17 protein-coding genes are annotated in these 17,746 nt (G+C 56.6%); 11 read left to right on the plus strand and 6 right to left on the minus strand.

Annotated features, from left to right (window positions below; translation table 11 throughout):
• Nucleotides 1-2: 2 nt before the first annotated feature.
• On the minus strand, nt 3-881 hold the full coding sequence (gene rhaR, locus AAH446_RS01805) for an HTH-type transcriptional activator RhaR (RefSeq protein ID WP_342905020.1): 879 nt from the start codon (nt 879-881) through the stop codon (nt 3-5).
• An 8-nt stretch (nt 882-889) separates the two neighbouring features.
• A complete protein-coding gene (gene rhaS, locus AAH446_RS01810) occupies nt 890-1,717 on the minus strand; it encodes an HTH-type transcriptional activator RhaS (protein ID WP_342905021.1) in 828 nt (275 codons plus the stop codon).
• A 298-nt stretch (nt 1,718-2,015) separates the two neighbouring features.
• Here rhaS and rhaB point away from each other — a divergent pair, with 298 nt between their 5' ends.
• Genes rhaB through rhaM form a run of 4 tightly spaced genes read left to right on the plus strand, consistent with a single transcriptional unit; the run spans nt 2,016 to nt 5,898 of the window.
• Entirely contained in the window at nt 2,016-3,488 is a 1,473-nt protein-coding gene (gene rhaB / locus AAH446_RS01815) for a rhamnulokinase (protein WP_342905022.1), read from the plus strand.
• Nucleotides 3,485-4,741, plus strand: a complete 1,257-nt coding sequence (locus AAH446_RS01820) for an L-rhamnose isomerase (protein WP_342905023.1) — start codon at nt 3,485-3,487, stop codon at nt 4,739-4,741. The genes rhaB and AAH446_RS01820 overlap by 4 nt, the downstream gene beginning before the upstream one ends.
• Before the next feature lie 10 nt (nt 4,742-4,751).
• Nucleotides 4,752-5,594: a rhamnulose-1-phosphate aldolase gene (gene rhaD, locus AAH446_RS01825; RefSeq protein WP_342905024.1), complete on the plus strand. Its 843-nt coding sequence runs from the start codon at nt 4,752-4,754 to the stop codon at nt 5,592-5,594.
• Complete coding sequence (gene rhaM, locus AAH446_RS01830; RefSeq protein ID WP_342905025.1) at nt 5,584-5,898, plus strand: L-rhamnose mutarotase; 315 nt, start codon at nt 5,584-5,586, stop codon at nt 5,896-5,898. The genes rhaD and rhaM overlap by 11 nt, the downstream gene beginning before the upstream one ends.
• Nucleotides 5,899-5,955: 57 nt before the next feature.
• On the opposite strand, the gene AAH446_RS01835 is transcribed toward rhaM, so the two are convergent.
• Both AAH446_RS01835 and AAH446_RS01840 read right to left on the minus strand, forming a co-directional pair.
• Complete coding sequence (locus tag AAH446_RS01835; protein WP_342905026.1) at nt 5,956-7,140, minus strand: sugar transporter; 1,185 nt, start codon at nt 7,138-7,140, stop codon at nt 5,956-5,958.
• Nucleotides 7,141-7,402: 262 nt separating this feature from the next.
• A complete protein-coding gene (locus tag AAH446_RS01840) occupies nt 7,403-7,963 on the minus strand; it encodes a flavin reductase family protein (protein WP_342905027.1) in 561 nt (186 codons plus the stop codon).
• Nucleotides 7,964-8,239: 276 nt separating this feature from the next.
• On the opposite strand from AAH446_RS01840, the gene AAH446_RS01845 reads away from it, so the two are divergent.
• Both AAH446_RS01845 and AAH446_RS01850 read left to right on the plus strand, forming a co-directional pair.
• Complete coding sequence (locus AAH446_RS01845; RefSeq protein ID WP_342905028.1) at nt 8,240-8,860, plus strand: glutathione S-transferase family protein; 621 nt, start codon at nt 8,240-8,242, stop codon at nt 8,858-8,860.
• Nucleotides 8,861-9,037: 177 nt separating this feature from the next.
• A complete protein-coding gene (locus AAH446_RS01850) occupies nt 9,038-9,520 on the plus strand; it encodes an RrF2 family transcriptional regulator (protein ID WP_342905029.1) in 483 nt (160 codons plus the stop codon).
• 222 nt (nt 9,521-9,742) lie between these two features.
• On the opposite strand, the gene AAH446_RS01855 is transcribed toward AAH446_RS01850, so the two are convergent.
• Nucleotides 9,743-12,904: an efflux RND transporter permease subunit gene (locus AAH446_RS01855; RefSeq protein WP_342905030.1), complete on the minus strand. Its 3,162-nt coding sequence runs from the start codon at nt 12,902-12,904 to the stop codon at nt 9,743-9,745.
• 20 nt (nt 12,905-12,924) lie between these two features.
• A complete protein-coding gene (locus AAH446_RS01860; RefSeq protein WP_342905031.1) occupies nt 12,925-14,088 on the minus strand; it encodes an efflux RND transporter periplasmic adaptor subunit in 1,164 nt (387 codons plus the stop codon).
• Between the two features lie 349 nt (nt 14,089-14,437).
• Between AAH446_RS01860 and AAH446_RS01865 the strand changes: the two genes are divergently transcribed.
• The 5 genes from AAH446_RS01865 (at nt 14,438) to AAH446_RS01885 (ending at nt 17,735) form a co-directional block, all read left to right on the plus strand.
• On the plus strand, nt 14,438-14,779 hold the full coding sequence (locus tag AAH446_RS01865; RefSeq protein WP_024968102.1) for a helix-turn-helix domain-containing protein: 342 nt from the start codon (nt 14,438-14,440) through the stop codon (nt 14,777-14,779).
• A 100-nt stretch (nt 14,780-14,879) separates the two neighbouring features.
• Nucleotides 14,880-15,899 (plus strand): AI-2E family transporter, encoded by a 1,020-nt coding sequence (locus tag AAH446_RS01870; RefSeq protein WP_342905032.1) that lies wholly within the window; start codon nt 14,880-14,882, stop codon nt 15,897-15,899.
• A 97-nt stretch (nt 15,900-15,996) separates the two neighbouring features.
• Nucleotides 15,997-16,959 carry an AEC family transporter gene (locus AAH446_RS01875; protein ID WP_342905033.1) on the plus strand — a complete coding sequence of 321 codons (963 nt, stop codon included), beginning with the start codon at nt 15,997-15,999 and terminating at the stop codon, nt 16,957-16,959.
• A gap of 55 nt (nt 16,960-17,014) precedes the next feature.
• Nucleotides 17,015-17,464 (plus strand): ribonuclease domain-containing protein, encoded by a 450-nt coding sequence (locus AAH446_RS01880; RefSeq protein ID WP_342905034.1) that lies wholly within the window; start codon nt 17,015-17,017, stop codon nt 17,462-17,464.
• 1 nt (nt 17,465) lies between these two features.
• Complete coding sequence (locus AAH446_RS01885; RefSeq protein ID WP_342905035.1) at nt 17,466-17,735, plus strand: barstar family protein; 270 nt, start codon at nt 17,466-17,468, stop codon at nt 17,733-17,735.
• Nucleotides 17,736-17,746: the final 11 nt, after the last annotated feature.

Below are 17,746 nucleotides of genomic sequence, written 5' to 3' on the forward strand. Positions count from 1 at the left end.
CCTTACTCCTTCACTTCTCCTTCATGCCGGGTTGCCGTTCTGCGCAATCCGGCATGAATAAACTGCTGGCGAAAAGCGCTTGGCGTCATGCCGGTTTCCCGGGTAAACACCACCGAAAAGTAATTACTGTCATCGAATCCGCAGCGCGCGGCCACTTCGCCAATCAGGCAGTCGCTACAGCGCAGAAGATGCTTTGCCCGGCAGAGCTGTAGCTGACGGACGTAATGGCCGGGCGTCATGCCGGTCTGCTGCCGGAAAAGATGCTTAAGGGCGCGCTCCGAAAGCTGATGCTGCTGGCAGAAGGTACCCAGATCAAAGGGAACGGCCAGTTGCCCCTGGATGGCGGACATCAGCAAATCCATCTGTTCACCTTCGGGAAGCTGGCGAACGCAGTCGGTTGCATAGCGGTGACGCTGAAGTATCAGCATGAGCTGTAAAAACAGCGCCTCGGTCAGCTGGCGGGAAAGGCGGTCGCTTTTGCGGCTCTCCTGGCCCAGCTGTTGGATCACGCCGCGCGCCAGGGCGAGCCCCCGCGTGGTCAGCCGCCAGCTGCGCCGATCGTCCGGCGGAAGAAACTGCTGCCAGCTCATTCCCAGCGTGAAACGTTCAGGGCAGTAAATAATATTATCGAGCACCAGATCGTTTACCGATTCATAGCTGTGACAATCTTCAGGGCGAAGGTAAAACAGATCGCCGCAGGTGATAAGCCAGGGGCGCTCGTTCATGACGTGCAGTCCATTGCCCCGCCAGACAATCACCAGCTCGCTAAACTCATGAACGTGAGGCGGAAAGGAGGGCTGCGGGGCGCGGTCGGCGACCGCCACCGGCATTAATTCAGAGGGAAAATAGTCGGCTCTCGCCAGACGAAGGGGTTGGTTCACGGCTCACCTCACAGGTCATTTTGCCTGATGGTACGCGGAGAGGTGCCAAACTCGCGCTTAAAGAGCGTGGAAAAGTGATTGCTGTCACCAAATCCGCAGTGAAAGGCGATATCGGTAATGCGCATTTCACTGTGGCGCAGTAAATGGCGGGCCTGCAACAGTCTGAGTTGATTCAGATAACGCTGCGGCGTACTGCCGGTCTGCTGCTTCAGCTGGCGGTGAAGGGTACGCAGTGAGAGGGAGAACTTCGCGGCCAGCGCTTCCCAGTCCACTTCTTCGTTGTAATGTTCTGAGAGCCAGTCCAGCAGCTGCCGCAGGCGGCCATCCTGATCGTCGCTGGCCTCTTCGCGACAGCCTTTGCGCAGCAGCATCAACAGCTGCATAAAGGTCATCTCCTGCTCCACGCAGCTTTCCATACAGTCCGGCGTGGGCGCGATTTCTAGTGCCCGGGTCAGCTTTTTGACCTGACTCAGCACCTTACTGCTGATGCGCCAGTGTGAAGGGTAATTGCCGGCCTGTTCCTGCGGTAACAGATGCTGAAAGCCGGTGATAAAGCGAAACGCCTCCGGCCCGCGATAGAGCACATTCGTCAGGATAAGCTGGTCAGTTTTCTCATAAAGGTGGCGGTCATGATCGCGGACAAAGCAGACACAGCCGCCGCAGAGTGACTGAGGTTCACCGTTAAAGACGTGGATCCCCGCGCCCTGTTCGACAATAACAATCTCGTGAAAATCGTCGTGATGATGTTCAGGAAAAGCCCCCTGGGGAGCACGGGGTTCAATGGTCACCGGCAGGCCTCCGCCCGGGAAGAAATCCACGCTATGTAACACGGTCATGATTCGTCCTCTTTGCTGGTTTGCGACGAGTCTACTGCCGGGCGGGGGGAACTGACCTTAAATTTTCGACATCAATACGGCGTAAAAAGGCTAATTTTTCAAGAAACTGCCGCCCCGTGATCGGAAGTGCGCGCCATGTCACATCCGCTGCGCCCGCCGGTGAAAAGTAAAACTGTGAGCTGATTCACGTTCATCTTTGCCAGGCTGCCAGGCCCTCTTTTGGCCTGGCAGTGGCGGGAAGGTGCCAGATTGACGGGCTTTTAGACTGTGGCTATCGAACTGACAGGAAGCCACGACCATGAGCTTACGAAATTGTGTTGCCGTTGACCTGGGCGCTTCCAGCGGCCGCGTGATGCTGGCGCGCTTTAACACAGAAACCGGCGAACTTTCTCTTGAAGAGATTGCCCGCTGCGTCAATCAGCTGATAAGCGTTGAGGGTCATCAGTGCTGGGATCTCGAGGCTCTGGAAACCTTTATTTTTACCTCACTGGATAAGCTGGTCGGTCAGGGCATTGTCCCTGACAGCATCGGCATTGATACCTGGGGCGTTGATTATGTGCTGCTGAACGCTGAGGGTGAGCGCATCGGGCTGCCGGTTGCCTATCGCGACGACCGCACAAGAGGCGTGATGAGCCGGGCGCAGCTGGAGCTGGGCAGGGAAGCTATCTATCAGAAAACAGGCATTCAGTTTCTGCCTTTCAATACGCTCTACCAGCTTCGGGCGCTGTGCGATGCCGGACCTGAGTGGCTGAAGGACGTTCGCCACGCGCTGCTAATCCCTGATTATTTTCATTTCCGCCTCACGGGCAAGCTGAACTGGGAATACAGCAATGCCACCACGACGCAGCTGCTTAATATCCATAGCGGAAAATGGGATAACGAGCTGCTGGCCTGGGCGGGCGCAAGCCCCTCCTGGTTTGGTCCGACATCTCAGCCGGGCAGCCTGACCGGCAACTGGACAACGGCCTCGGGCGAGACGGTCCCGGTGATTGCCGTGGCGACGCATGATACGGCCAGCGCGGTCGTTGCCGCGCCGGTTGCCGGCACCAATGCGGCCTGGCTCAGTTCCGGGACCTGGTCTTTGATGGGCTTTGAAAGCCCTGTTCCTTTCACCGATGACGCGGCGCTGGCGGCAAACGTCACCAATGAAGGCGGCGCGGAAGGGCGCTACCGCGTGCTGAAAAATATTATGGGACTCTGGCTGCTTCAGCGCGTCTGCTCGGAGCTTAACATCGGTGACTTGGGGGCGCTGGTGCAGGAGGCGGAATCGCAGCCGGCCTGCCGCTCGCTGATTAATCCCAACGACGATCGCTTTATTAACCCGGCCAGCATGGTCAGGGAAATTCAGGATGCCTGTGTGGAACAGGGAATGCCCGCGCCCGCTGACGCCGCGTCGCTCGCACGCACCATCTTCGACAGCCTCGCCCTTTATTACCGCCAGGTGCTTCAGGAGCTGGGCGAGGTGCGCGGCAGCGCCTTCAGCTGGCTGCACATTGTTGGCGGCGGCTGCCAGAACCCGCTGCTTAACCAGCTCTGCGCCGACGCCTGCGGCATTCCGGTCATTGCCGGCCCGGTGGAAGCCTCAACGCTGGGCAATATCGGCAGCCAGCTGATCGCCGCCGGGGCGGTGCAGGACGTGCCGCATTTTCGCCAGCTTATTAAGCAAAACTTTCATCTGAAAACGTATACCCCTCACGCCAGTGACGTTTATCGCCAGAACTGGGCGAAGTTTCAGTCACTGACACACACGGTTAAGGAGCTCTGTATATGACACGCGCAATTGAACAGGCGTTTGAACTCGCCAGCCAGCGTTTTGCCGATATTGGCGTCGACGTCAACGCCGCGATGGCGCAGCTGGATAAGCTGCCCGTTTCCATGCACTGCTGGCAGGGGGATGACGTCCGGGGGTTTGAGAATCCACAGGGCGCGCTGACAGGCGGCATTCAGGCAACCGGCAACTATCCGGGCAAAGCCCGCTCGGCCGCTGAACTGCGGGCCGATCTGGACCGGGCCATGTCGCTGATCCCGGGTCCAAAACGCCTTAACCTGCACGCTATCTATCTGGAAAGCGACTCGCCGGTAGAACGCACGGATATTCGTCCTGAACATTTCGCACAGTGGGTTGAATGGGCAAAAGCGAACGGCATTGGCCTCGATTTTAACCCGACCTGCTTTTCGCATCCCCTGAGCGCAGACGGCTTTACGCTGGCGCACACCGATCCGGAGATCCGGCAGTTCTGGATCGAACACTGCAAAGCCAGCCGCAGGATCTCCGCCTCGTTCGGTGAGCAGCTGGGCACACCTTCCATCATGAATATCTGGGTGCCGGACGGTATGAAAGACGTCACCGTGGATCGCTTTGGCCCACGTCAGCGCCTGATGAACTCTCTGGATGAGATCATCAGCGAGAAGCTGAATCCGGCGCACCACATTGATGCGGTGGAAAGTAAGCTGTTCGGTATCGGCGCGGAAAGCTACACGGTGGGCTCCAATGAGTTCTGCCTGGGCTATGCCGCCAGCCGCCAGACCGCGCTGACGCTGGATGCGGGCCATTTCCATCCGACGGAAGTTATCTCAGATAAGATCTCCACCGCCATGCTTTACGTGCCGCGCCTGCTGCTTCACGTCAGCCGTCCCGTTCGCTGGGACAGCGATCACGTTGTGCTGCTTGATGACGAAACGCAGGCGATTGCCAGCGAAATCGTGCGGCAGCGTCTGTTCGACAAGGTGCATATCGGCCTGGATTTCTTTGACGCCTCCATCAACCGTATCGCGGCCTGGGTTATCGGCACGCGTAATACTAAAAAAGCGCTGCTCCGTGCGCTGCTGGAGCCGGTTGAACAGCTGCAGAAGCTGGAGCGGGAAGGGGACTACACCACAAGACTGGCCCTGCTTGAAGAGCAGAAATCGCTGCCGTGGCAGGCGGTCTGGGATGCATGGTGCCTGCGCAATGAAGTCCCCACGGGAGCTGACTGGTTAAGCGACGTCCGTGACTATGAACAAACAACTCTCAGCCAACGTTAAGGATTACTTGATGCAACAGATACTGAATTCATGGTTTGTCCAGGGAATGGTGAAAGCGACCGGTGATATGTGGCTGAAGGGCTGGGATGAGCGCAACGGGGGCAACGTCAGCCTGCGCCTGCTGGAGGAAGAAGTGCAGCCGTATGCGGCGGATTTTTACCCTGAGCCGCGGACGGTTGAGCTTACTCAGCCAGCACCAGCGCTGGCGGGGTGCTGGTTTCTTGTTACCGGCTCCGGTAAGTTCTTCCGCAACGTGCCGCTCGATCCGGCCGACAGCCTGGTCCTGCTGCAGGTCAGCGAGGATGGCCGCGCCTACAGCATTCACTGGGGGCTGACCAACGGCGGCCTGCCGACGTCTGAACTGGCCTCCCACTTCCAGTCTCACAGCGTGCGGATGAAGGCGACAAACGGCGCTGACCGGGTGATTATGCACTGCCACGCCACCAACTTTATGTCGCTGAGCTACGTGGTGGAACTTGATTCCGCCAGCTTCACCCGCCTGCTGTGGGAAGGCAGTACGGAATGCCTGGTGGTGTTCCCGGATGGCGTGGGCATCGTCCCCTGGATGGTGCCCGGCACCGACGGCATCGGTGAAAAAACCGCAGAACAGATGGCGTCGCACAGCCTGGTGATGTGGCCATTCCACGGCATCTTTGGTGCAGGCCCGACGCTTGATGAAACCTTCGGCCTGATTGACACTGCGGAAAAATCGTCAGAGGTGGTGGTGAAAGTCATTTCGATGGGCGGTATGCGTCAAAGTATCACCACGCCGGAGCTGATTGCGCTGGGTGAACGTTTCGGCGTGAAGCCCTGGCAGGCGGCGCTGGATGCGGAACATCATCATGTTGCGTAAGGCGTTTGTGATGCAGGTGCATCCTGACCGCCATGAGGAGTATCAGCAGCGCCACAATCCGATCTGGCCAGAGCTGGCGGAGACGCTGAAGGCGCACGGTGCCCATCACTACAGTATCTTTCTGGACAGGCAGCGCAGCCTGCTGTTTGCGGTGGTGGAGATCGAATCGGAAGCGCGCTGGAATGCCGTTGCGGAAACGGAAGTCTGCCAGCGCTGGTGGCGCTCAATGCGTGAACTGATGCCGTCAAATGAGGACTGTAGTCCGGTCAGCGAAGAGCTGCTGCCGGTCTTCTATCTGCCATAGCTGCTCTGCCTGCCATAGCTGAAAGGGCTGAACGCAATCTGCGTCCAGCCCTTTTTTCTAGCCGTTTATCCGCAGCTGCGGGTAGCGTCGCAGACTCCAGGCACACCAGATCAGGGAGAGCAGGCCAATTGCCCCGCCGGCATAGCCAATGTTTTCCATATGCAGATGCAGACTGACCTGATTACCCAGCAGCGCGCCGGCGCCGATCCCCAGGTTATAAATGCCCGACATCAGCGACATCGCCACGTCCGTGGCGTCGGGTGCCAAAGCCAGAACGCGCACCTGCACCGCCAGGCCGATCACCATCATCGCCATTCCCCAGATAATGCAGAGCAGAGAAATTGCCACGCTGTGGGTTGCCGCCAGGTATAAAGTCAGCATGCTAATTGTGATTAACGCGATCGCGGCAAGTAAAAAGGTTGCCGGGAATTTATTGCCCAGCGCGCTGAATAACAGGCTGCCAATAATGCCCGCCGCGCCAAATATCAGCAGAAGGAACGTTGTGAAATTATCGCCCATTCCGGCCACGCTCTGGATAAAGGGTTCAATATAGCTGTAGGCGGTGTAATGGGCGGTCACCACCACGGCGATCAGCATATAGAGAGACACCAGCGCCGGGCGCTTAAATAACATGGGAACGCTTTTCAGCGAGCCGCTGTGTTCGCTTGGCAGCTTCGGCAACAGCTTCGCCAGACAAAGCAGGGTAACCAGCGCCACGGCACCGATCACCGCAAAGGTCATCCGCCAGCCAAGATACTGACCGATCAGTCGGCCAACGGGCAGCCCGAGCACCATCGCCAGCGCCGTGCCGGTTGCCAGCATACTTAACGCCTGGGTCTTTTTCCCGGCGGGCGCGACGCGGATCGCCAGCGAGGCGGTGATTGACCAGAATATGGCGTGCGACAGCGCAATGCCGATACGTGAAACCACCAGCACGCTGAAGCTCCAGGCAAAGGTCGACAGGATATGGCTGCCGACAAACAGTAAGAAAATCGTTATCAGCAGGAAGCGCCGTTCAACCTGACGCGTCAGCAGCATCATCGGCAGAGACATCAGCGCCACAACCCAGGCATAGATAGTCAGCATCAGCCCGACCTGGGCCGTTTTCATCGAAAAACTGGCGGCGATATCAGAAAGCAGTCCGACCGGCGCAAATTCGGTGGTGTTAAAAATAAAGGCGGCAATGGCTAACATAATAACGCGTAGCCAGGCCGTTTTGCGTGAAACGGTATTTGATTGCATCAGGGTTAACTAATTGTTGATTAAAGGTTAATTTCGCCCGGGCGAAATTCAGGAGACTGGCGCATATTGTGTTTTATTTAGCTGTTGGATGACACGAAAATATTGCCTTTTTTGTAAGCAAGATCGGTTGACCTTTGTCAGCAGAACGGGCCGCTGTTAATAATGAAAAACAGCGGCATCCGGATAATAACGCGTTATTTAATTTAGCTGGACTTTAACTACATCAGGCTATGCCCGGCGAATAGATTAACGCTGCCAGTCGCTACAGCATTTCCGGACGGAAATCCTCGCGGCGACTGACGTGCCTGCCGGAAAGCATAAACTCGCCTTCGCCACAGTAGTGCAGGGTTTCCGGATGTTCGGGTGAAGTTGCCACGTGGGCTTTTACCACTTCAAAGATAAAGAAATTGTAACTTTCGATTTGAGAGCGGTCGTGGAGGCGGCACTCGAAGCTGGCGTAACACTCAGCAATGAGCGGTGCGCTAACCCGATCGCCTTGCTGTGCCGTCAGGCCAAATGCGCTGAATTTATCCGTTTTTTCGCCACTACAGTTACCGATACCCACTACGGTATCCAGCAGCGCTGAGGTGGGAAGGTTGATCACACATTCACCGGACTGCTTAATGAGATCATGGCTGTGGTTGCCTGCGTCAATCATGCAGCCTGTCAGTGAAGGTGAGAAGGCGAGCATGGTATGCCAGCCGAGCGTCATAATATCGGTTTCATCTCCCTGACGGGACGAGACTAGCACAACCGGCCCCGGCTCCAGAAAATGCCGTACGTTCTGCACAGGAAAATCAATCTTCGACGTCTGTTCACTCATTGCTTATCCTCCCGCTGGAGGCGATGGCAGTTTGTTAATCATCTCATTAACAAAGCGTTCTTCACCAACAGCGTTCTTTATCAGCTCCTGCCGTGATAACGCTTCACGACATCCACCTACACTATAGGACAGGATACCGGGGTTCACAGGCGCGCTGCGGCGGTAACGTTTTTCCGCCTTATACGCTGGGTGGCGCTGGCGGTTTCCACGTCAAAGACCAGGCTTAATAAGTAAGCCGTGCCGGCCGGTTGCCGGTCTCCTGAACCTGAGGTGAATATGCAAAAATTATATGGGGCGCCGGGCTGGGGCTCGGCCATAACGGAGCTTATGTTTACGCTTGCCGGTGAGGCTTACCAGCTGATTGATGTGGAAGGATTCGATCGTCCCGGACCTGCACGCGATACACTGCTCGCCCTTAATCCACTTTGTCAGGTTCCGACGCTGGTGCGTGAGGATGGGACCATACTGACGGAGAGCGCGGCCATAGCCTTGGTTCTTCTGGACGAAAACCCTCAGCTGGCGCCCGCCGCCGGGACGCCACAGCGCGCGCAGTTTTACCGGCTGCTGGTCTGGATGGTTGCCAACGTCTATGCGACGCTGACCTATGGGGATTATCCGGAACGCTGGGTGAGCCAGGCCCCGCAAGAGTTGCAGGCCTCAACCGATCGTCACCGTGAGAATCTCTACCTCTGGCTGGAGGCGCAGGCGGGCGAGGGGCCTTACTGGTTTGGCGAAAAGATTAGCCTGCTGGATGCCTGGCTCCCGGTGCTGGTGAGCTGGAAACCCCGCCATGCCTGGTTTGAACAATATGCGCCGAAGATTGCCAGCATTGCCCGCAACGTCAGTCAGCGACCGGAGCTGGAAAGGGTGCTCAGGGCTAATCAGCTTTTACCATAATCCCATACTTTTCAGGGCGATAAGCGCAATAGCAGTAAACGCTTACGCCTTATCTTCTAAATGCGTCCACAATTTGTTATATTAAACAGGTGACATTTTTTATAGTTAACTGATTTTTAATGCTTTTTAAGACAGCCGCGCCGCAAGCGAGGGGCAGCTGAAAGCAAGGATCTGAACATGCTTGATATTCGTTTTCCTACAGCCTTACACATGGTGCTCAGCGTAGCCCAGGCGGAGCGGGAAGGTAAACGCAGCACCAGCAAAATTCTGGCAATGGGCCTTGAGGCCAATCCCAGTTTCGTCCGCAAGATGATGGTGCCGCTGACCCGCGATGGCATTATTGTCTCCACGCTTGGCCGCACCGGGACTATTCGTCTGGGCCGCCCGGCTGAAGAGATCACATTGTGTGATATTTATCTTTCCGTACTGGAAGATAAACCGCTGCTGGCAGGGCGTCCGGAAGTGCCGGCCCGCTGCCTGGTGAGCGCCAATACCTGCTGGTTCTTTAAGGAGCTGGCGCGTGAAGCAGAACAAGCTTCGCTGGACGTGCTGGCCAAACGTACGGTAGCCGATGCGCTGGCCGAGATTTACGAGCGTGACCGCCGTAATCCGGAAGGCAGCTGCGAGGCATTTTTAGCCCGCGAAGAGGCAGATTCGTAGATCTGCTTATCCCGACGAAAGGGCGGACAACGCAGAGTTGTCCGCCCTTTTTTGATCCTGCATTAGTCTGAGAACCGCGCCTGCGACGTTAGCATGGCGCAAACTCTTTACCGGGAAAGCTCTGATAAAGGGATTTAAGGGATAAAAAAATGGGAAGCAAACCGCTTCCCATTTTCTGATTCTCTGACTCTTTACGTCGGTTAACGTCGCGGCCTTTTACTCTCAGCTTTCAAAGGCAGGTTTACTCCCGGCGAGAGGCTCCTCTTTGTGCACCAGCTTACGCAGGGCAACATAGAAGACCGGGGTCAGGAACAGCCCGAACAGCGTCACGCCCAGCATCCCGGCAAATACGGTGATCCCGGTTACGGTGCGGACTTCAGCGCCTGCGCCGTGGCCCAGCATCAGCGGAACAGTTCCGGCGATAAAGGCGATAGAGGTCATGATAATCGGGCGCAGACGCAGGCGGCAGGATTCCAGCGCAGCCTGCACAATCGTGCGGCCCTGCATCTCCAGTTCGCGAGCAAACTCAACGATCAGGATGGCGTTCTTACAGGCCAGGCCCATCAGCACAACCAGTCCCACCTGCACAAACACGTTGTTATCACCCCCGGTTAGCCACACGCCAAACAGCGCGGAGAGCAGGGTCATCGGCACAATCAGGATCACTGCCAGCGGCAGCGTCCAGCTTTCATAAAGCGCTGCGAGCACCAGGAACGCCAGCAGTACGGCCACCGGGAAGACGATGATCGCCGCGTTGCCCTGCGTTGACTGCTGATAGCTCAGGTCAGTCCACTGGATGTTCATGCCGTTTGGCAGGATCTGATCAGCAATGCCTTGTACCGCCAGCATCGCCTCCGCAGAGGAAAGGATGCGCGGATCGGCATCGCCAATCAGGTCAGCCGCCGGGAAACCGTTGTAGCGGATGACCGGATCCGGGCCATAAGTGGTGCCGATATGCACCATGCTGCCGATCGGTACCATTTCTCCGGCCGCATTGCGGGTACGCAGGCTGGCAATATCTTCAATGCTGTCCCGGAACTGGCCGTCAGCCTGCGCATAGACTTTCCACGTCCGGCCAAAACGGTTGAAGTCATTAATATAAGACGATCCCAGATAGGTTTGTAACGTGCCAAACAGATCGGTTAACGCCACGCCCTGCGCCTTGGCTTTATCGCGGTCAACCTGCGCGTCCAGCTGTGGCACGTTAGCCTGATAGGTGGAGATAGGGAAGTGCAGCCCCGGCGTTTGCATAATGGTGCCCGCCATCGCATTAGCGGCATCCTGTAAAGCGCCGTACCCCAGACCCGCGCGATCCTGAATATAGAGCGAGTAGCCCGCCCCCTGGCCCAGCCCTAAAATTGGCGGCGGCATAATCGAGAAAGTGAACCCTTCCTGAATTGTCGCCAGCTTAGCGTTGATCTCGGCGTTAATTTCCGCCGCAGATCGCGTACGCTGATCCAGCGGCTTCAGCGCGAAGAACACCGTGCCGGTATTAGGCGTATTGGTGAACTGCAACGCGTTCAGGCCAGGAAAGGCCACTGCATCGGCAACGCCTTCGGTATGTAGCGCAATATCGCTCATCTGCCGGATCACTTTATCGGTGCGCTCCAGCGACGACCCTTCCGGCATCTTCACGCCTCCGATCAGGTAAAGCTTATCCTGGGTGGGTATAAACCCGGCGGGAACGGCTTTAAACATCACTCCGGCGCCAATCAAAAGCAGGACATAAACACCAAACACTGCGCCGCGACGCTTGAGGATGCGGGAGACGCCACTCTGATAGCGTGCGGAATTCTTGTTAAAGAAGCGGTTAAACGGACGGAACAGCCAGCCAAACAGGGCATCAATAATTCGCGTCGGGCGGTCTTTCGGTGCCCCGTGCGGCTTCAGCAGTAACGCCGCCAGCGCAGGAGAGAGCGTCAGCGAGTTAACAGCCGAAATCACGGTTGAAATAGCGATGGTCACCGCGAACTGCTTGTAGAACTGACCGGTCACACCTGAGAGGAAAGCCATCGGGACAAAGACCGCACAAAGCACCAGCGCGATAGCGATAATCGGACCGGATACTTCGCGCATCGCCTGATGCGCAGCGGCACGCGGTGCCAGCCCTTCTTCAATATTGCGCTCGACGTTTTCCACCACCACAATCGCATCATCCACCACGATACCAATCGCCAGCACCAGCCCGAACAGGCTTAATGTGTTAAGTGAAAAGCCCAGAAGGTAGAGCACGGAGAAGGTGCCGACCACCGAGACGGGGACTGCCAGCAGGGGGATAATGGAAGCACGCCAGGTTTGCAGGAACAGGATCACCACCAGCACGACCAGCAAAACCGCTTCCAGCAGCGTATGCAGCACGGAGCTGATCGAATCCCGGACAAAAATGGTTGGATCGTAAGGCGCCTTCCACTCCACGCCATCGGGAAAGCGGGTCGCCAGTTCGGCCATTTTTGCCCGGACGGCGTTAGAGAGATCGATGGCGTTCGCGCCAGGTGCCTGGAAAACACCGATCCCTACCGCATCTTTATTGTTCAACTGGGAACGCAGCGCATAGCTTCCCGATCCCATCTCTATACGCGCCACGTCCCGCAGCCGGACAATTTGCCCATCCTCGCCGCTTTTAAGAATAATATTGCCAAACTCATCTTCACTGGTCAGGCGGCCCTGAGCATTGATTGACAGCAGGAAATCACTCTTACTGGGCATAGGCTCTGCGCCCAACTGTCCGGCAGAAACCTGGACGTTCTGTTCCTGAATGGCGGTCACCACATCGCCAGCGGTCATACCGCGGGCAGCCACTTTGGTGGGGTCCAGCCAGATACGCATTGCGTACTCACCCGCGCCGAATATCTGCACCTGACCCACACCCGGCAGACGTGACAGCTCATCCTTCACCTTCAGCTGCGCATAGTTTCGCAGGTAGAGCGAATCATAACGGCCTGAGGGGGAATCCAGATGCACGACCAGCGTCATGGTTGGCGACTGCTTTTGCGTGGTAACACCCTGACGGCGAACATCTTCCGGCAGACGGGCTTCAGCCTGCGCAACGCGGTTTTGCACCTGAACCTGCGCCTGATCCGGATCGGTTCCCGGGCGGAAGGTGACGGTAGTCACCAGTACGCCATCGGAACCGGCAATCGATTTCATGTACATCATGTTCTCGACGCCGTTAATCGCTTCTTCCAGCGGTGTCGCCACGGTTTCTGCAATGACCTTCGGGTTAGCGCCGGGATATTCTGCCCGCACCTGCACGCTCGGCGGGACCACGTCCGGGTATTCACTGACTGGCAGCAGGGGAATCGCAATCAGCCCGCCGACAAAGATCAGAATCGACAGTACGGCCGCGAATATTGGCCGGTCGATGAAAAATCTGGAAAAATCCATATCAGTTTCCGCAGCTTAAATTAAAGGGAGGCTGGCGCCATGGGCACCGTTTTGGCATTTACCGGCATCCCCGGCATAAACACTTTCTGGACGCCATCCACAATCACCCGATCGCCAGAGTGCAAACCTTGCTGGACGATACGCAGTCCGTTAGCAATCTGACCCGGCTGGATATCACGACGCTGTGCTTTGTTCTGGGCATCGATCACCCAGACATACTTACGATCCTGATCGGTGAGCACCGCTTTGTCATTGACCAGCAGGGCAGGGAAGTCAGCACGCCCCGGCAGCTGAACGCGGGCAAACAAGCCGGGGGTATAGAGACGCTGGCTGTTATCCAGCAACGCACGCATCCTGATAGTACCGGTGCTGGCAGTCAGCTGGTTATCGGTAAAATCGACCCTGCCTGCATGCGGGTAGCCTTGTTCACCGACCAGACCGATTCTCACCGGCAGGGCATGATGCGCATTCGCAGCACCCTCGCCCTGACGGCTTATTTGCTGATAACGCAGGAAGGTGGCTTCATCAACGTCGAAGTAAACGTAAACGGTATTCAGGGAAACGAGGGTGGTAAGAACACTGCTGCTGTCTCCGGCGGTCACCAGATTGCCTGAAGTGATCATTGCCCGACTGGCGCGGCCATCGATAGGCGCGGTAACCTGAGTAAAATCCAGGTTCAGCCGGGCCATATCTACAGCCGCCTGTGCTGCCAGCACGCTGGCCTGCGCCCGTGCAGAGGTGGCACGACGCTGCTCCCAGACCTCACGGGAAATAGCCTGGCTGCCAATCAGTTTCTCCGTCCTGCCCGATTCGCTACGCGCCAGCTGAGCCTGAGTGCGTGCGCTGGCGAGATCGGCCTGCGCACGTTCAAGTTCCGCCCGGTAAGTTCTGTCATCAATGGTGAACAGCACGTCGCCTTTTTTAACTTCCTGGCCTTCTGTGTAGTTCACTTTGTCGATATAACCCGTTACACGGGGTCGGAGCTGTACGCTCTGAACCGCCTCAATCCGCCCGTTGAAGTTATCCCACTGGCTGACCGTTTGTTGCTGCACCTTTGCCACACTGACCTCAGGTGCAGGTGGCGCGCTTTGTTCGGCCCCTTTGGAATCACATCCCATCAGCCAGAAAGCGGAGAGGAGCGGGAGCGCTAACGTGCGCAGGCGCAGAGCGGTGAATGATCTCATGTTGATGAATCCCTGTTACAGATGCTGGACGACGTGAAAGTGCACGGCATAACGCATAAAATGCAACTATGTTAATTGCATTAAGCAGGGGGAGTTTATGAAGGGTAAAAATAAACGGCAAGTATAATTGTTGCCTTTAGCATTTTATTGTCAGTAAACGTAGCAAAATGTGAGCAAAGGCGAGGAGGGCGGCAGCAAGAATGTCAGTAAGGCGCATTTAATGCAACAATTAAACTTGCATTAACGGGGCGGGTGCTTTAGCGTATATGCATTCATTAAAGTTACCTTTTACCCTGCCGTGGGCAAGAGGTCAAGCCAGGCTAATAACAAAAGCGCAAAGGGGATAGTAATGAGCCATGATGATTTTATTAACGATCTCGTGAAGTGGATCGATACCCACATTGAAGGAAAAATGGATCTGGACACCGTGGCGGATCGCGCCGGTTACTCCAAATGGCACCTGCAGCGGATGTTCAAGCAGCATACCGGCTATGCGCTGGGTGAATACATCCGCGCGCGCCGTCTGAAAAAGTCGGCAGAACGCCTGGCAAAAGGCGGGGAGCCGATTCTGGACGTGGCTATCTCCTTTGGTTTCGATTCCCAGCAGTCCTTTAACCGCAGCTTTAAACGTCAGTTCGGCCAGTCTCCGGGTGCCTGGCGTCGTCAGGTTCAGGTCAGCGCCAGAGCCTGATTTGCCCGGCAGCAGGCTCTGTTAAAGTGCGCCAAAGTTGCCGCTGGCGTTGTATACTCTCTGAAATGTATTAGGTTTTCACTTTCAGACAGGATTTTGCATGGAGATGCGGCAACTGAACAAACAGGGCTGGTGCGAAGCCGCCAGCTATGCGCTGGTGTTTATCGCGCTGTTTATGATTTTTCCTCTGCGGCTGCTTCCCTGCTTTCTGGCAGGGTTCATCGTTTATGAAACCATTCTTGCGCTGACCCCCTGGGTAGAGCGGCTGGTGAAAGGCCCGCTGGCCCGCTGGATCATCATCTTTTTCCTGACCGTGATTATCGTGCTGTCGCTGGTACTGGGGATTACCAAGCTGATCGGCTTCCTGCTGCATGACTTCCGGAATCCCGCCGCGTTTCACGTCGCGGCCAGCAAACTGCTGGAAGATGCGCAAAATACGCTGTCGCCTGTAGTCACGCGCTATCTGCCTGCGGATATTGACGAGTTACAGCATCAGGTCATCACCTGGCTACGTGAACACCTGGTTGTGGTGCAGTCTCTGGGGCGGATCGCCGCGCATACCTTTGCCACTATGCTGATTGGCATGCTGCTTGGTGCAATTATCTCGTTGCGGATAAGCAGCAACGATCACGCCCATGCGCCGCTAAGACAATCGTTACTTCAGCGGCTGACCCTGCTTGCCGAATCTTTTCACAACGTGGTCTTCGCCCAGATTAAAGTCTCGCTGGTGAATACGGTGCTGACCTGCGGCTTTCTGTTCGGCGTGCTGCCGCTGTTTGGCCTCCATTTCCCCTTTGCCAAAACCGTCGTGGTGCTGACGTTTATCGCCGGGCTGCTGCCGATTATTGGCAACCTGATTTCCAATACCGTGATTGTCCTGATCGGCCTCTCTATTTCGCTGGAGGCGGCGGTTATTGCGCTGATATTCCTTATTCTCGTGCATAAGCTTGAGTACTTCATTAATGCGCAGATATTTGGTACCCGCATTAACGCGAAAACCTGGGAGATCCTGCTGGCGATGCTGGTCTTCGAATCTGCCTTCGGGCTGGCCGGGGTGGTGGCGGCCCCGGTTTACTATGCCTACCTGAAAAGCGAACTGCGTCACGCCAGGCTGATTTAAGCGGTTATGGCCGGCGCTCCGTCGTCGGCAAACGGGATGCTCAGGCCGGGCTCATCCGGCCTTTTTACTGCCTTCATTAGCTGAGAATAAGCCACTCATGTCTTCATTGCTGGATACGTTACTGCATCAAATCCTGCTTTCCCTGCCGCTGTTCAGTCTGATTGCCGTCGGCTGGCTGCTGGTACGCTGGCGAAAGTGGCCGGACAGCGTCAGTGAATCCCTGAACCGTCTGGTGTTTAACATTGCACTGCCCGCCATGCTGTTCCGCCTGATGAGCAACTTCAGTAAAAGCCCGCCGGTGGATGCGCGGCTGCTGATCGCGTTCTTTGGCGGCTGCCTTATTGTATTTATCATTGGGCGCCTCATTGCCGCTCACGTTTTCAAGCTTGATGGCGTGGCGGGTTCGGTATTCGCGCTGGGGGGCATTTTTTCAAATAATGTGATGATCGGGCTGCCTTTGGCGACCGTGATGCTGGGCGAGGAGGCGATTCCCGCCGTGGCGCTGGTGCTGGTTTTTAACGGGCTGATCCTCTGGACGCTGGCCACCGTTTCGGTGGAATGGGCCAGGCACGGCGCGTTCAATCTGAAGGGCTTTGGTAAGACGGCGGCGGGGGTGCTGCGAAATCCGCTGATTATTGCCATTCTGACAGGTACGCTGTTCAGCCTCTCCGGACTCTCTCTGCCGCGCATGATTGACGATCCCCTGACGATGCTGGGGCAAATCGCCGTCCCGCTGGCGCTGCTGACGCTGGGGATGTCTCTGGCCGCCTATAAGATGAAAGAGGGAATGAAGGAAAGCTATGCGATCTGCCTTCTTAAGCTGATTGTACAGCCGCTGGTGGTCTGGGGGCTGGCGTGGCTGCTCGGCCTGCCGCCGCTGGAAAGCAAAGTGGTGGTGCTGCTGGCATCAATGTCGATCGGCATCAATGTCTATCTGATGTCCCGTCAGTTTAATGCGCTGACCGGCCCGACGGCATCCAGTATGCTGCTCTCCACGGTATTCTCGGCGCTTACCACGCCGCTGCTGATGCTGGTGATGAATCTGGCATTAAAGGGATAAGAGCATCCGCGGGCGTCTTAAGCCTGAGATGTCCGCCTGCGCGAGTAATATATTTATGAACAAGAAACTGATTATCGCGGTCATTTTTGCCGTTGTGGCCACCTATACGGGCCTGCGTCAGACCGATCGGCAGACGCTGCCGCATAACAATACCGCTACAGAGCGTGAGAGTATCAGCGAGCTGACCCGACAGGAGCGTGTGACCCGTTATCTGCAACAGCACCGACAGCTGCCGCCTTACTATCTCAGAAAACAGGAGGCGAGGCGGCAGGGATGGCAGCCCGAAAAGGGAAACCTTTGCGATATCCTGCCCGGTAAAGCGATCGGCGGCGACCGCTTCCATGACCGGGAAGCGCATCTGCCTGCCAGCCAGGGACGGAAATGGTTTGAAGCGGACGTAAACTACCGTTGCGGACGGCGCGGCAGCGAACGCCTGCTTTATTCCAGCGATGGGCTTATCTATCTCACCCGCGATCATTATCGCCACGTTGAGCAGGTGGAATAAGATGAAATGCGTCACGATTGACTTCCGTCAGGTAGAAAACGTTGAGGATTTTTACGCTCAGTTTGCGCGGAAGTTTGCGATAGAGAGGGAGTTTGGCGCTAATCTGGATGCCCTCTGGGATGCGCTGACCGGGATGATTGCCTTGCCGGCGCGCCTTACGCTACGCCATCTTGACGACCATGAAGATGCGGCACAGTTTGCTGATGCGATCCTCGTCATGCGTGAGGCGGAAACGGCGCTGGACGGCCTTTTTCAGCTGCATGTAGATTAAAAAAATAGCGG

Origin of the sequence: Erwinia psychrophila (assembly GCF_039023475.1) — a bacterium.
GTDB lineage: Bacteria > Pseudomonadota > Gammaproteobacteria > Enterobacterales > Enterobacteriaceae > Erwinia.